General features: G+C 71.9%; 14 protein-coding genes. 4 read left to right on the forward strand and 10 right to left on the reverse strand.

The window, feature by feature from the left end:
- Nucleotides 1-124: 124 nt before the first annotated feature.
- From ABZX02_RS40690 to ABZX02_RS40725, 8 genes are all read right to left on the reverse strand, one after another.
- Entirely contained in the window at nt 125-1,471 is a 1,347-nt protein-coding gene (locus tag ABZX02_RS40690) for an LLM class flavin-dependent oxidoreductase (protein WP_355306924.1), read from the reverse strand.
- Between the two features lie 2 nt (nt 1,472-1,473).
- Nucleotides 1,474-2,634 carry an ROK family protein gene (locus tag ABZX02_RS40695; protein ID WP_355306926.1) on the reverse strand — a complete coding sequence of 387 codons (1,161 nt, stop codon included), beginning with the start codon at nt 2,632-2,634 and terminating at the stop codon, nt 1,474-1,476.
- The gene (locus ABZX02_RS40700; protein WP_355306928.1) at nt 2,631-2,984 is read right to left on the reverse strand and encodes a ferredoxin family protein; all 354 of its coding nucleotides are present in this window, start codon (nt 2,982-2,984) and stop codon (nt 2,631-2,633) included. Before ABZX02_RS40700 ends, ABZX02_RS40695 begins: the two co-directional genes overlap by 4 nt.
- On the reverse strand, nt 2,981-4,537 hold the full coding sequence (locus ABZX02_RS40705; RefSeq protein WP_355306930.1) for an FAD-binding protein: 1,557 nt from the start codon (nt 4,535-4,537) through the stop codon (nt 2,981-2,983). Before ABZX02_RS40705 ends, ABZX02_RS40700 begins: the two co-directional genes overlap by 4 nt.
- Before the next feature lie 9 nt (nt 4,538-4,546).
- Complete coding sequence (locus tag ABZX02_RS40710) at nt 4,547-5,398, reverse strand: ABC transporter permease (protein WP_355306932.1); 852 nt, start codon at nt 5,396-5,398, stop codon at nt 4,547-4,549.
- Complete coding sequence (locus ABZX02_RS40715) at nt 5,395-6,216, reverse strand: ABC transporter ATP-binding protein (protein WP_355306934.1); 822 nt, start codon at nt 6,214-6,216, stop codon at nt 5,395-5,397. The genes ABZX02_RS40710 and ABZX02_RS40715 overlap by 4 nt, the downstream gene beginning before the upstream one ends.
- A complete protein-coding gene (locus ABZX02_RS40720) occupies nt 6,213-7,217 on the reverse strand; it encodes an ABC transporter substrate-binding protein (protein ID WP_355306936.1) in 1,005 nt (334 codons plus the stop codon). Before ABZX02_RS40720 ends, ABZX02_RS40715 begins: the two co-directional genes overlap by 4 nt.
- Before the next feature lie 77 nt (nt 7,218-7,294).
- A complete protein-coding gene (locus ABZX02_RS40725; RefSeq protein ID WP_355306938.1) occupies nt 7,295-7,618 on the reverse strand; it encodes a putative leader peptide in 324 nt (107 codons plus the stop codon).
- Between ABZX02_RS40725 and ABZX02_RS40730 the strand changes: the two genes are divergently transcribed.
- Genes ABZX02_RS40730 through ABZX02_RS40740 form a run of 3 tightly spaced genes read left to right on the forward strand, consistent with a single transcriptional unit; the run spans nt 7,609 to nt 10,479 of the window.
- The gene (locus ABZX02_RS40730; protein WP_355306939.1) at nt 7,609-8,520 is read left to right on the forward strand and encodes a TauD/TfdA family dioxygenase; all 912 of its coding nucleotides are present in this window, start codon (nt 7,609-7,611) and stop codon (nt 8,518-8,520) included. The genes ABZX02_RS40725 and ABZX02_RS40730 overlap by 10 nt on opposite strands.
- Nucleotides 8,521-8,554: 34 nt before the next feature.
- Nucleotides 8,555-9,478, forward strand: coding sequence for a LysR substrate-binding domain-containing protein (locus ABZX02_RS40735; protein WP_355306941.1), 924 nt, complete (start codon nt 8,555-8,557; stop codon nt 9,476-9,478).
- A gap of 56 nt (nt 9,479-9,534) precedes the next feature.
- On the forward strand, nt 9,535-10,479 hold the full coding sequence (locus tag ABZX02_RS40740; protein ID WP_355306943.1) for a TIGR03564 family F420-dependent LLM class oxidoreductase: 945 nt from the start codon (nt 9,535-9,537) through the stop codon (nt 10,477-10,479).
- Nucleotides 10,480-10,495: 16 nt separating this feature from the next.
- Here the strand turns inward: ABZX02_RS40740 and ABZX02_RS40745 are convergent, their stop codons facing one another.
- Entirely contained in the window at nt 10,496-11,914 is a 1,419-nt protein-coding gene (locus ABZX02_RS40745; RefSeq protein ID WP_355306945.1) for an aldehyde dehydrogenase family protein, read from the reverse strand.
- A 66-nt stretch (nt 11,915-11,980) separates the two neighbouring features.
- On the opposite strand from ABZX02_RS40745, the gene ABZX02_RS40750 reads away from it, so the two are divergent.
- Nucleotides 11,981-12,574: a TetR/AcrR family transcriptional regulator gene (locus tag ABZX02_RS40750; RefSeq protein WP_355306947.1), complete on the forward strand. Its 594-nt coding sequence runs from the start codon at nt 11,981-11,983 to the stop codon at nt 12,572-12,574.
- A 9-nt stretch (nt 12,575-12,583) separates the two neighbouring features.
- On the opposite strand, the gene ABZX02_RS40755 is transcribed toward ABZX02_RS40750, so the two are convergent.
- Entirely contained in the window at nt 12,584-13,804 is a 1,221-nt protein-coding gene (locus tag ABZX02_RS40755) for a putative glycoside hydrolase (RefSeq protein ID WP_355306949.1), read from the reverse strand.
- Nucleotides 13,805-13,953 lie beyond the last annotated feature (149 nt).

Consider the following 13,953-nt stretch of genomic DNA (forward strand, 5'->3'; position numbering starts at 1 on the left):
GGCCCCAACACACCCCCCCGCCCCTTCAGGGGGGGGGGCCCCCGGGGGGGGGTGGCGCCCTATCCGCGGGGGGCGCCCGCGCAAATCCCCGCCCCCCCCACGACACCGACGCCGACGTCCGCGCCTACGCCAGGCGCGCGCTGGCGTGATCCGCGGCGGTGAACCGGCTGACCGGGCGCGGCAGGCCGTAGTGCTCGCGCAGCGTGCGGCCGGTGTACTCGGTGCGGAACAGGCCGCGGGCGCGCAGCAGCGGCACGACGTGCTCGACGAAGTCCTCCAGGCCGGAGGGCAGCAGCGGTGCCATCACGTTGAAGCCGTCCGCCGCGCCCGTGGTGAACCACAGCTCGACGTGGTCCGCGATCTGCTCGGGGGTGCCGGCGACGACCTGGTGGCCGCGACCGCCGCCGAGCCTGCCGAGCAGCTGCCGCAGGGTGAGCCTCTCGCGTTCGGCGAGGTCGCGCACCAGTTCGAACCGGCTCTTGGCGCCGTTGACGTGGCTGACGGGAGGGAGCGGGGGCAGGCGTTCGTCGAGCGGGTGCCCGGTGAGGTCGACGCCGATCAGCTCGGTCAGCTGGCGCACCGCGCGGGTGGGGATGATCAGGTCGTCGAGCTCCGCGGCGAGCGCCCGGGCCTCCGCCTCGGTGCCGCCGAGCACGGGAACGATGCCCGGCAACACCTTCAGCCCGTCCGCCGGTCGCCCGAGCGCTTCGGCGCGGCGTTTGAGGTCAGCGTAGAACGCGGTCGCCTCGGCGTGGGTCTGCTGGGCGGTGAACACGGCTTCGGCCCAGGCCGCGGCGAACGCCTTGCCGTCCTCGCTGGAACCCGCCTGCACGAGCAGCGGGTGCCCCTGGGGGCTGCGCACGGCGTTGAGCGGGCCGCGCACCGAGAAGAACCGTCCTTTGTGGCCGATCTCGTGGACCTTGGTCTCGTCGGCGAACACACCGGTGCGCTGGTCCACGACCAGGGCGTCGTCCTCCCACGAGTCCCACAACGCGGTGACGACGTCGAGGAACTCGTCGGCCCGCCGGTAGCGCTCGGCGTGTTCGGTGTTGACCTCGCGGTTGAAGTTCTGCGCGGACCGGTCCTGCGCGGTGGTGACGATGTTCCAGCCGGCGCGCCCGCCGCTGATGTGGTCGAGGGAGGAGAACAGGCGGGCGAGGTTGTAGGGCTCGCTGAAACCGGTGGACGCGGTGGCGATCAGTCCGATGTGGTCGGTCACCTGCGCGAGCGCGGTGAGCAGCGTGAGGGGTTCGAAGCGGCCGGCAGCGGTGTGCCGCACGTCGCCCCAGATCTGCACGCCGTCGGCGAGGAACACCGAGTCGAACGTGCCGCGCTCGGCGATGCGGGCGAGGTTCTGGAAGTGCGCGACGTCGTCCAGAGCGCGCGGATCGGTGCGCGGGTGCCGCCAGGCGGCCTCGTGGTGGCCGACGCCCATCAGGAACGCGTTGAGGTGCAACTCGCGTGCGGACAACTTCAGACTCCCTGCCAGACGGGGTTTCGGATGGTCAACGGATCGGCGTAGAGGACGTCGAGCTGCACGGCACCGGCCGCGACCGCCAGCACGTCCTCGCCGAAGCTGCTCGTGAGCACCGCGTCGGCGGATGCGCGGGACATCGCCACCACCTCGTCGCGCAGGGCCGCCGCGCACGCGGGCAGCCGGTTCGTGCCGAGTTCGGTGACGACCAGGACCTCGGGGTCGAGGAAGTCGAACAGCACGGCGGCCGCCCGCCCGACGCCGCGGGCCCGTTCGGCCAGGTGCGCCGTGGCGGCGGGAGACCCGGCGACGGCGTCGTCGACGAGGTCGAAGACGTACGGCCTGCCGATCACCCCGTCGCGGTGCGCGCGGGCGGCCCACGCTCGGTCGGAGAAGGTGGCCTCCAGGCAGCCGCGTTTCCCGCACTCGCAGGTGATCGCGGGATCGCCGAGTGCCAGGTGGGCCACGTCGCCCGCCGCCGAGCGGGGACCCCGGTGCGCCGCACCGCCCGTCACGATCGCCGCGTCCACGACGTTGCCGACGAACAGGTGCAGCAACGAGTCGTGGCCCCGGGAGGCGCCGAACAGCTGTTCCGCGCGGGCCAGCGCCCTCGCGTGGCTGTCGACGCGCACCGGCAGCCCGGTCCGCGCGGTGAGCAGCGCCCTGACCTCGGTGTCACGCCAGCCCAGGGAGGCGTGGCGCACGATCACGCCGGTCTCGGGGTCGACCCAGCCGCCCGCCGCCACCCCCAGCCCGAGCGGGACGTGGCCGGGGAACCGGTCGGCGTGCAGCCGCAGCAGCGCGTCGGCGGCCGTGGTGAGCACCTCGTGCGGGTCGTCCGGGGTGGCGTGGGGGATCGTGCGCCGGACCAGGACCCGTCCGCGCAGGTCGAGCAGCGTCAGCGTGCAGTACGGGTGCGCGATGTGGATCCCGGCCACGACGTGCCGGCCTGTGTCGATGTCCACCGGCACGTGTGGGCGGCCCATGCCCTGGTACGGCACGGCCTGCGGGACCTCGACGAGCAGGCCGGCCTCGGCGAGCGCCGCGCAGGTGCGGGTGACCGCCGCCGGGCTCAGCCCGGACGTGCGCGCGATGCCGCTGCGCGCGATCGGCCCGCACCGCAGCACCGTCCCGAGCACCACCGAGGCCGTCGTGGTCATGAGATCAGCGGGGGAGCGGTGGGGGAGAGCGCGGGACCGATCGCCCGCGCGGCACCCGGCGTGCGGCCGCGTCCCCAGCCGATCTCGCGGCGGTAGCTGCCGAGCAGACCGCTCTGCCGCAGGTGGTCCTCGTCGTGCGCGAACGAGTCCGGCGGCAGCGGGTGGGTGTGCGGCGCGACGAACAGCGCGTCGGCCGGGCAGTTGGCCTCGCACTGGAAGCAGGTCTGGCAGTCGGACTGCCTGCTGACGACCGGGATCCCGTCCTCACCGCGGTCGAACACGTTGGTCGGGCACACCTCGATGCACTTGTCACAGGCGATGCACTGCTGGGCCGAGACGAGTTCGATCACGCCGCCGCTCCCTCCGGTCGTGCCCACACCTCGTCCAGCCCGCCGGAGGTGATCCGGTGGTGCTGGGCGGGGTCGAGGTCGGGGTGGTCGAGCCGCCGGGCCATGCCGCGGCTCTCGTGGCGCAGCAGCGCCGAGGTGTACATCCACCGGGCGTGGGCGAGCATCGCGGCCGCCTGCCGGGCGGGCAGCACCGCCGCGCCCTCGGCGCGCAGCCCGGTGCGGACCGAGCTCCAGGCACCGTCGAGTTCCCGCAACGCCGCCCGGAGGACGTCGCCGTGCCGCAGGTAGTTCTTGTCGTACGGCAGCACCTCGGCCTGCACGGTCCGGATGATCTCCACGACGTCGACGTCCGAGGACCGGCCGGTCGGGCGCAGACCCGCGCCGCCCGCGGCGGTCACCTGGCGGGTGCCGCGGCCCAGTGAGCGGGCGAACCCCGCGGCTGCCCGGCCGGCCCACGACCCGGACGAGATGGCCCACGCGGCGTTGTGACTGCCGCCGCCGGTGAAGCCGCCGCAGATCAGCTCGCGGGTCGCGGCGTCGCCCGCCGCGTAGAGACCGGGAACCGTGGTGGCGCAACCGTCGTCCACGATCCGGATGCCGCCGGTGCCGCGCACGGTGCCCTCCGCCAGCAACGTGACGGCGAACGGGTCGGTGAACGGGTTGACGCCCAGCCGGTCGAAGGTGAGGAAGAAGTTGGGCTGGGCCAGCCGCATCGCCCGCTGGGCCGCCTCGTCGGCCAGGTCGAGCTTGCAGAACACCTTCTCCGACAACAGGGTCCGCGCGATCACCGAACGCCCGCGCTGGCTGCCCGCGCCCTCCAGCACCTCGCCGTTCGCCCGGTAGAAGGTGGCGTAGTTGTAGAACGCCGTCTTGGTCACCGACGTGTGCTCGGGGGCGATGCCGTAGGCGTTGGAGAACTCCATGCCCGACAGCTCGGCACCGATCTCGGCGGCGAGCAGCGCCCCGTCACCGGTGTTCACGTTGCACCCGAACGCCTTGCTCAGGAACGCGCACCCGCCCGTGGCGACGACGACCGCGCCCGCACGCACCTCGAACGCCCGGTCCGCCTGCCTCTGGTACCCGGCCGCTCCCGCCACCGCGCCGTCGGCCGCGGTGAGCAACTCGGTCACCGGGCTGTGGTCGAGGATCGTGACGCCCGCCCGCTTCACCCGGATCCGCTGGCGCCGCATGTACTCCGGGCCCTGCAGGCCGTTGCGCAGCGACGTGCCGTCCGGTCCGACGGGGAACGGGTAGCGCCCGGCGTCGGCCAGTTCGTTGACCCGGTCGTAGGTCTCGTCGAGCACCCTGGCCATCCAGCGGCGGTCGGCGAGGTACCCGCCCAGCGCCTCCCGGCTCGCCATGGCGGCCTCGCGGGCCTCTGGCTCCGGCGGCACGTACCAGACCCCGGTGCCGACCGACGCCGTGGCGCCGCTCGTCCCGCAGTACCCCTTGTCCGCCAGCACCACGGAGGCACCGGACTCCGCGGCCTTCAACGCGGCCCAGGTGGCGGCCGGACCGCCCCCGACCACGAGGACGTCAGCAGTGAGCGTCATGGCTTCTCCTCACGCTCCGACCGGGACGCGCCACGAGGTGAAGCGGCGCTCCAGACCGACCAGGACCTGGTTGAACAGCACGCCGATCGCCGACAGCGTGACGATTCCCGCGTACATCTGCGGGATGGCGAAGTTGAACTGCGAGGCGTTGATCAGGTAGCCCAGGCCCGCCTTGGCGCCGACCATCTCCGCCGCGACGAGCACCAGGATGGACAACGCGCCCGCGAGCCGGATGCCGGTGAACACCGTCGGCACCGCGGCGGGCAGGATCACCTTCTGGAACAACCGGAACCCGCCGAGGTCCATCGACCTCGCGAGCCGCAGCAGCGTCGGGTCGACGGCGCGCACGGCGCTGATCGTGTTGAGCAGGATGGGCCACGTGCAGGCGTAGAACACGATCGCGATCTTCGACGTCTCGCCGATGCCGAGCAGCAGCACGAACACCGGCAGCAACGCGAGCGCGGCGGTGTTGCGGAACACCTCCAGCAACGGGCTGAGCAGCGTCGCCACCGGCTTGTACCAGCCGATGAGCAGGCCGAGCGGCACGGCGGCCGCGACCGCGAGACCGAAGCCGGACAACGACCGCACGAGGCTCGCCTGCGTGTTGTCGAGCAGCTTCCCGCTCACCGCGAGGTCCCACCACGACGCCATGACCGTCGAGAACGGCGGCAGGAACGTGGCGTCGACGAGGCCGAGGCGTGGTGCCGCCTCCCAGGCGAGCAGCAGCACCGTGATGGCCACGAGTTTCCCGGCGCCGGTCAGCACCAGGTCGACGAACCGGGCGAGGGTCCTGTGTGGACGGCGAGGGGCCGGGGTGCCGCGGTCCTCGGTGTGCGACGGGTTCTCCAGCAGCGCGGTCATGCGCCCACCACCTCCTTCTCCTGACGCTGTGCGCGGGAGACCTCGTCGTGCAGGAGGTCCCAGATGCGGTGCCGGTAGCGGGCGAACTCCGGGCTGGACCGCAGGTCGGCCTGCCGCGTCCGGTCGCCCAGGTCGATCGGCACGGTCTCCTTGACCCTCCCCGGTCGCGAGGTCAGCACGACCACGCGCTGCCCGAGGTAGACGGCCTCGTCGATGGAGTGCGTGATGAACACGACGGTCTTGCCGGTGCGCTGCCAGATCCGCAGCAGCTCGTCCTGCAACGACTCCCGGGTCTGCGCGTCGAGCGCGGCGAACGGCTCGTCCATCAGCAGCACCTGCGGGTCGTAGGCGAGACTGCGCGCGATCGCGACGCGCTGCCGCATGCCGCCGGACAGCTGGTGCGGGTGCCGGTCCTCGAAGCCGTCGAGCCCCACCAGGTCGAGGAACTCGCGCGCCCGCGCGGCGCGGTGGCGGCGGGGGACACCGGTCGCCTCCAGCCCGAACTCGACGTTGCCCTGCGCGGTCCGCCAGGGCAGCAGCGCGTACTGCTGGAAGACGATGCCGCGGTCGAGGCCCGGGCCGGTGATCGCCCGGCCGTCCAGCAGGATCTCGCCCTCGCTCGGTTCGGTCAGACCGCCGAGCAGGTCGAGCAGGGTGGACTTGCCGCAGCCGCTGGGCCCGACCAGGACGACGAACTCGCCGCGGTCGACGTCGAGGTCGATCCGGTCGACGGCGGTGAACTCGGTGCGTTGCCGCGTACCGCGCACCTTGACCTCGAACCGCTTCGTGACGCCGCGGAAGGCGATGTGCGCGCTCATCGGGCGAACTCGTTGTACTCGTTGGTGTACAGGTCGGTGAGCTTGACCTGGTCCTTGGCGATCTCGCCGCGTTCGGTGAGCCAGTCGACCCAGATCGAGAGCTCCTTGTCGAGGATCTTGCCGCCCTTCTCCGCGACACCGGTGGACTTCCAGAACTTGAGCGCCGCGGGGTCCTCGTTGCGGCCGCGCTTCGTGAGGATCTCGACCTTGCGGGCGACCACCTGCTCGCGCGGCGTGGTGCGACTCCACTCGATCGCCTTGGCCACGCCGCTCGTGAACGTGCGGACGGTCCCGGGGTTGTCGCGCAGGAACTTCTCGGTGAAGACGTAGGACCCGGCGGTGAACGGGCCGAGCAGGTCGAAGTCGGAGAACAGCTTGCGCACACCGCCCTTCTCCAGGGCCTTGTCCCGCAGGATGCCGCCGAGCACGCCGACCTCGATCTGCTTCTGCCGCACCGACTGCTCGGTGTTGACCGGCGGCACGACGATCGGCTCGACCTTCTTGACCTCGTCAGGGCTCAGGCCCGCGCGCTTGAGGTAGATGCCGAGCATCGCCTCGTGGTGCGCGCCGAGGGTGTTCATGCCGACCTTCTTGCCGAGCAGGTCGCGCGGACCGCGGATCGGGCTGTCGTCGAGCACGTAGAAGCCGCTGTAGGCCTGCTCGTCGGAGCCGTAGTAGCCGATCACCGACCGGATCGGGGCGCCGGCGGCCCTGAGCTTGACGACGGCGCCGTTGAACGCGCCGCCGAAGTCGACCTGCCCGGTCGCGGCGGACTGGATGTCCTGCGGACCGCTGATCGTGTTGCCGACCCACTCGAGCTTCAGGTCTCCGAGGTGGCCGAGGTCCGCGGCCAGTTCCGGCAGCGTCACGTCGCCCGCCGAGCCCTGGTAGCGCAGCGTCTTCGTCTCGACGCCCGCACCCGCGGCCGTCGAGCAGCCGACCGTCGCCGCTGTCACCCCCAGGAGGGCGAGGTTGAGGAAGTTCCGTCGCGTGGTGGTCACGTCAGGTCCTTTGCTGAGAAGGGATGAGGGCACGCCGAAGAACAGGACGACCAGTCCTGGGTGGAATGGGACGGGAATCAGCGACCGGTGCGACAGAATGCGCTGGCGTGCCGTCGAAGATCGACGTGCCGGCGCGAGGTGAGGGAGGCGGCTTGGCTCACGGCAAGGACTGTCACACCCAGGCCGAGGTGGGTCAACGGTCGGAACCGCTGTCCCACATCATGAAGCCGTGCTGGACCTGGCCGCCTATTTTTCGCGCTGGAACGAAGTCCGCGGGCCACCACGTTCCACCCTTTGAGAGGACTTAATTTCTCTCGTCGCAAAGTTGCCCCGGGCGTTCGGACGTCGTGATGGTGGAGAGCGTTTTCTCCTCCGTGAAAGGGAGTTCGTGATGACCGCACAGCTTTCCGTCACCGTGTCCAAGCTGGGCGCGGGTATCGGCGCGCGGATCGACGGCGTCCGCCTGGGCGGTGATCTGCCCGACGGCGTGGTCGCGGAGATCCGTGCGGCGTTGCTGGCCCACAAGGTGGTGTTCTTCCGCAGCCAGCAGCACCTCGACGACGCCGGGCAGCTCGCGTTCGCCCGGTTGCTCGGCGAGCCGACGCTGGCGCACCCCACGGTGAAGGGGCAGGAGCACGCTCACGTCCTGGCGATCGACTCCGAGCACGGCAAGGCGAACAGCTGGCACACCGACGTGACGTTCGTCGACCGTGTGCCGGCGATCAGCATCCTGCGCGCGATTGAGCTCCCTCCCTACGGCGGCAGCACGGTCTGGGCCAACACCGTGCGCGCCTACGAGGAGCTGCCCGAGGCGTTGAAGGCGCTTGTGGATCGGTTGTGGGCCGTGCACACCAACGTCTACGACTACGCGGGACACGTTGACTCCACGCGCATCGGCGGCGTGGACGTGAAGGAGCAGGCTTACCGCGAGGAGTTCGTGTCGCAGCGCTACGAGACCGAGCACCCGCTGGTGCGTGTGCACCCCGAGACCGGTGAGCGGGCGTTGTTGCTGGGGCACTTCGTGAAGCGGATCGTCGGCGTGAGCCCGGCGGAGTCGAAGGCGATCTTCGACCTGCTGCAGAACCGGGTGACACGGCTGGAGAACACCGTGCGCTGGCAGTGGTCCGACGGCGACCTCGCGATCTGGGACAACCGGGCGACCCAGCACTACGGAGTCGCCGACTACGACGACCAGCGCCGCCGCCTGCACCGCATCACGATCGCGGGCGACGTGCCGGTGAGCGTCGACGGTGTGGCGAGCACGACCGTCGTCGGCAACGCCGCGCACTTCTCCTCGCTCTGATGCCCGCAAGGCATCGACCTGGTTGGCTGGGAGGGTGGAACTGAGACAACTGCGGTACGTCGTGGCGGTGGCCGAACACCGCCACTTCCGCCGTGCCGCCCAGGCGCTCGGCCTGACCCAGCCCTCCCTGTCGCGGCAGGTCGGTGCCGTCGAACGGGAACTGGGCACCGTCCTGTTCGAACGGACGCCGCGCGGGGTGGTGCCCACGGCGGCGGGCGCGGTCTACGTCCGGCACGCCCGGCGGGTGCTGGAGCAGGTCGAGACCGGCGCGGCCGAGGCGCAGCGGGCGGCGCGGGGACAGGCGGGCCTGCTGCGGCTGGGGTTCGTGGGCGAGGCGCTGATCGAGCTGCTGCCGTCGTTGCTCGCGCGGTTCCGGTCCGCGCACCCCGGGGTGGTGCTCGAGTGCCGGGAGCTGTCGACCGCCCAGAGCGGTGCGGCGGTGCGGGCGGGAGGGATCGACCTGGCGATCAGCCGCGGCGCGCCCACCGGCGAGGGCGCGGAACGGCTGACCGCGGTCCCGGTCGCCGCCGACCACCTCCTCGTCGTGTGCCACCGCGCTCACCCCTTCGCGAGCCAAGCGGCGATCTCGCCCGAGCAGGTGCGCGGGCAGCAACTGATCGCGGCGTCCGCGGTGGACGAACCCGCTGCCGCGCGGGTGCTGTCGCCGCTGCTGGAGGCCGCGAGCGGGGTCACGCACGCCCGCGACGTGCACACCGCGATCGGGCTGGCGGCCTGCGGGATCGGGGTGGGGCTGGTGCCGTCGAGCGTGCGCAGGCTGGCCCGGCCGGAGACCGTGATGGTCGAGGTCGACCCGCCGCTGCGGCTGCCCGACCTCACGATGTCGTTCCGCGCCAACGACATCTCACCTCCGCTGGGTGCCTTCCTGGACGTCACGCGAGCCCACTGCCCCGGCACCGGGAAGCGCCTCGCCCGCGTGATGCCCCGCAGGCATCACTGAGCCGGTTGAGAGGCATCACGAGCGCCATCGCGTCCCGACGGCGGTGACATGGGGGCATGTCGATCACTTCACAGGCCGTGCGGTACGGGGTCACCCTCGGGGGACCGGCGGGGGACAACCTGGTCGAGGCGGCCGTGGCCGAAGCCCGCGAGGCGGCGGAGGCCGGCGTCGACTCCGTCTGGATGGGGCAGCGCCTCGACTACGACGCCGTCGGCCTCGCCGGGCTCGTCGGCACCCTGGTGCCCGGCATCGACGTGGGTGTCTCGGCGGTGCCGATCTTCGCGCGACACCCGCTGCTCGTGGCGAGCCAGGCCCAGACCGCGCAGGCGGCCGTCGGGGGGAGGTTCCACCTGGCCGTCGCGCTGGGTGCGCCGCCGATCGTCGAGCAGGCGTTCGGCCTCGCGTGGGACCGGCCGATCGCCCGCCTGCGCGAGTTCCTGACGGTGCTGGGACCGCTGCTGCGCGGCGAACCCGTCGAGCACGCGGGCGAGCTGATCACGGCCCGGTCGGCGCTGCCGACGCACGTTCCGGGAGCGGCGCGGACCCCGCTGCTCGTCGCGGCCATGGCGCCGAAGGCGTTGCGGCTGGCGGGAGAGCTGGCCGACGGCACCGTGCCTTACCTGGCCGGGCCGCGGGTGCTGGCGGAGCACGTCTTGCCCGCGATCACGGCGGCCGCGCGGGCAGCGGGGCGGCCGGCGCCCCGCGTCGTCGCTCTGGTCCCGGCGGCGGTCACCACGGACCTGGACGCCCGTCGCGCGATGGGGGAGGGGCTCGCGTTCTACACGCGGTTCGAGTCGTACCGGCGCGTGCTCGCGCTCAACGGCACCGAGGACCCGGCCGACCTGGCCCTCGTGGGGGACGAGGACACCGTGGCCAAGGGGGTGCGCGAGTACGTGGAGGCCGGGGCGACGGAGGTGGTGCTCACCGCCCACCACGACCTCGACGCCGCCACCCAGTCCCGGACCCGCCGGCTCGCGGGGGAGCTCAGTCGCCGGACGTGAGCCCGACGTCCCCGCGTCAGCCCCGGCGCATCACGCGCTGGGCGAGGCGCGCTCCGAGACCGGAGAAGGGCGGCTGGGCCAGCCGCAGCGTGTCGAACGCGAGCGGCTTGCGCAGCACGGGCTTGAGGTGTGAGAACGTGGTCCACGAGTAGGTGCCGTGGTAGGCGCCCATCCCGCTGGCGCCCACGCCGCCGAACGGCAGCCCGCTCGCCGCGACGTGGATCAGGCCCGCGTCGTGCACCACCGCGCCGGACGACGTGCGCTGCTCGAACAGGCGGCGGGTGCGCGCGTCGGCCGTGAAGACGTACAGCGCGAGGGGTTTGTCCCAGGCGTTGACGACCTCGACCGCCTGCTCCGCCGAGTCGACCGCGACCACGGGCAGCACCGGGCCGAAGATCTCCTCGCGCAGCACGGGGTGCGGCGCGTCCGGGCCGACGGACACCCGGTCGCCGCTCAACGTCACGACCGTGGGCGCGAGGTACCGCTCCGCCCGGTCGTGCTCGCCGCCGACCACCACGTTCGCGCCGTCGAGCAGGGACACGAGCCGGTCGAACTGCCGTTCGTTCACGATCCGGCCGTAGTCCTCGCTCGCCCGCGGGTCGGCACCCCACAGGTCCGCGATCGCCCTGCCGAGCGCCTGCACGAGCGCGGGGACCCGCTCCGGCGTGGTCATCACGTAGTCCGGCGCCACGCACGTCTGGCCCGCGTTGGTGAACTTCGCCCACGCCAACCGCCGCGCCGCCTGCTCGAGGTGCGCGTCGTCGTCGAACCAGACCGGCGACTTGCCGCCCAGCTCCAGCGTGACCGGCGTCAGGTGCTCGGCCGCGGCCCGCATGACGATCCGGCCGACCGTGCCGCCGCCGGTGAACACGACGTGGTCGAACCGCTGGGCCAGCAGTTCGGTGGTCTCCTCGACGCCGCCCTCGACGACGCGCACAGTGCCGTCGGGGAAGTACCTCGGGACGAGCCGGGCGATCAGGGCCGACGTCGCGGGGGCGAGCTCGCTCGGCTTGAGGACGGCGGTGTTGCCCGCCGCCAGCACGCCCACCAGGGGATCGAGCAGTAGCTGCACCGGGTAGTTCCACGGCGCGATCACCAGCACGACGCCGAGCGGTTCGGGCACCAGTCGCGCCCGCGCCGGCCACAACCCGAGCGGGACCGGCCCGCGCTTCGGCCGCGACCACCTCCGCAGGTGGCGCAGCGCGTGGCCGATCTCGGCCAGCACCACACCGATCTCGGTCAGCTGCGCCTCGCCCGCGCCCTTGTGCAGGTCGCTCCACAGCGCGGCCTCGAACGCGGCCTCGTTCTCGGTCAGCATCGCGCGCAACGTCCGCAGGCTCGCCGCGCGGGCGGCCCGGGGACGGGTGGCGCCGGAGTCGAATGCCCGGCGGGCACCGGACACGGCCGCGGGGATGTCAGCTGTCGTCGTGGGCATGACCCCACCGTACCGCATTACGAAACAGATCCTTTTCGTTTCTTTCGGCGGGTATGCTGGGCCGCGATGACGAACGCCGACGTGGCCCAGGGGCGCCCCAAAGACCCGCGGGTGGACGCGGCCCTGATCACCGCGGCGATCGAGGTGCTCACCGAGTCGGGCTGGGCCTCGTTCACCACCACGGCCGTGGCCAAGCGGGCGGGTGCCTCCACCGCGTCGCTCTACCGCCGCTGGCCGTCCAAGCAGGCGCTCGCCGGAGCCGTGGCGCGCCACATCGCCCAGGCCGAGCTGACGGGGATCGACACCGGCGGCGTCGAAGGCGACGTGCGGGAGCTCCTGGCGCGCAAGCGGAGGATCTTGGAGACGGCCACCGGTCCCGCGCTGCTGTCGCTGATGGGCCAGGCCTCGCACGACCCGGAGCTGCGGCAGATCCTGCACGACGACGTCTACCTCGCCGTGCGGGGTGAGCTCGGCGCGCTGGTCGACCGGGGGGTCGCGCGCGGGGAGCTGGCCAGGGCTGTCGGGGAAGCGCAGCTCGACGTGCTCGCGCTGGTGCTCATCGGCACCGCCCTGGCCAGGTCTGTCTTCGTCCGTGCGGACGACGGCGAGGCCGCGGAGACCGAACTGCGCCTGCTGCTCGCCGCGATCACCCTCGCCTGAACCGCGGCGTCAGCAGTTCGCGCGCAGCACGACGCCACTGGTGCCGGGCAGGTCCACCGAGTTGACCTGCTTGCCGTCGTGGTCGGTGTAGGTGCGCTGCACGTCGACCCTGACCGGCGCGCTGCCGGTCGGGTTGGCGTTCACCAGCGCCACGCCGCAGGTGAAGTCCCGGCGGAACACCCTGTCCGCGACCGCGCGGTAGGCGCCGGCCGGGTGCCCGAGGTACCAGTCGTACTCGGGGTGCCACGGCGTCGGGTCGCCGTAGCCGTCGGTCTTCGCGACCTCGGCGATCGCCGCGTGCCCGCTGGTCGTCATGAACAGGCTGGCGAGCGCGTACCGGAAGGCCTTCTCGTCACCCACGTCGAAGTGCGGCTGCACCCAGGTCATCTTGCCGCTCTTCTCGTTGGCGGCGATCTCGGCCACCTGCTTGCGCCAGCCCTGCGGGTAGTCCTCCAGCAGCCGGTCGCTCGAGAACGTCAGCCACCACTCGTCGAACCCGCCGTCGAGGTACGCCGCGTACGCCTCCCAGCCTCCCTCCTGCAACCGGGCGTTGGTCAGGTTCGCGACCGAGAGCAGACCCGCCGCGGCGAACCCGGTCCTGACCTCGGCGAGCATGCCTCGGTAAGCGGTCTGGAACGACGCGTTGTCGGGATATTCAGCGGGACACACACCCTCGTGGTAGGCGTCGCAGGTGTAGAGCGCGTTGTCCAGGAATACGCCGTCGAATCCGGTGGATTTGGAGCTCGCCACCACGGCGGTGACCCAGGCTTTGCGGTATTCGGCATTCCCGACGTCCATCTGCCAATGACCGTCATAACCGCCATACACCAGTTCCTTGCCGTCCGGGCCTTTCAGGAACCAGCCGGGGTTCTTCGCGCGGACGTCGCAATAGCCCAGCCCGGTGGGCAGGTGCGCGTCGTCGCGACCGTCCTTGCACGCGTAGGAGCGGGTGGAGGACATGTCCTTGTAGACGTACACCTTGACCTGCGGGTTCGCCGCCTTCAGCTTCTTGAGCAGATCGCCTTCCCAGGCGTTGAGCACCACGTGGGCACGCCGTTTCGCCTCGGTGGCGATCGTCGCGTCGGACACCGGCGTGCTGTTGAGGTGCAGCCAGAACGACTGGACGCGCCCGACGGGGGCGACCTCCCGGGCGTGCGCCACGGGGGCCACGAGCGCCACGAGCAGAACAGCCAGTAGAATTCTCCGGACCTTGCCTGTTTTCTCAAGCACTGCTCCTCCTTGCGCCGTCAACGTTCTGATCGGATACCCGTTCACGGCGTGGAGAAGGCGCTGATACCGCGAATCACCTGGTGCGGTGCGGCGGCACGATGAAATGACACGGTGAGTACCGCGTTTCGTCTCGGCCGGGTGATTCCCGT

It is taken from the genome of Lentzea sp. NPDC003310 (assembly GCF_040610935.1).
Lineage (GTDB): Bacteria > Actinomycetota > Actinomycetes > Mycobacteriales > Pseudonocardiaceae > Lentzea.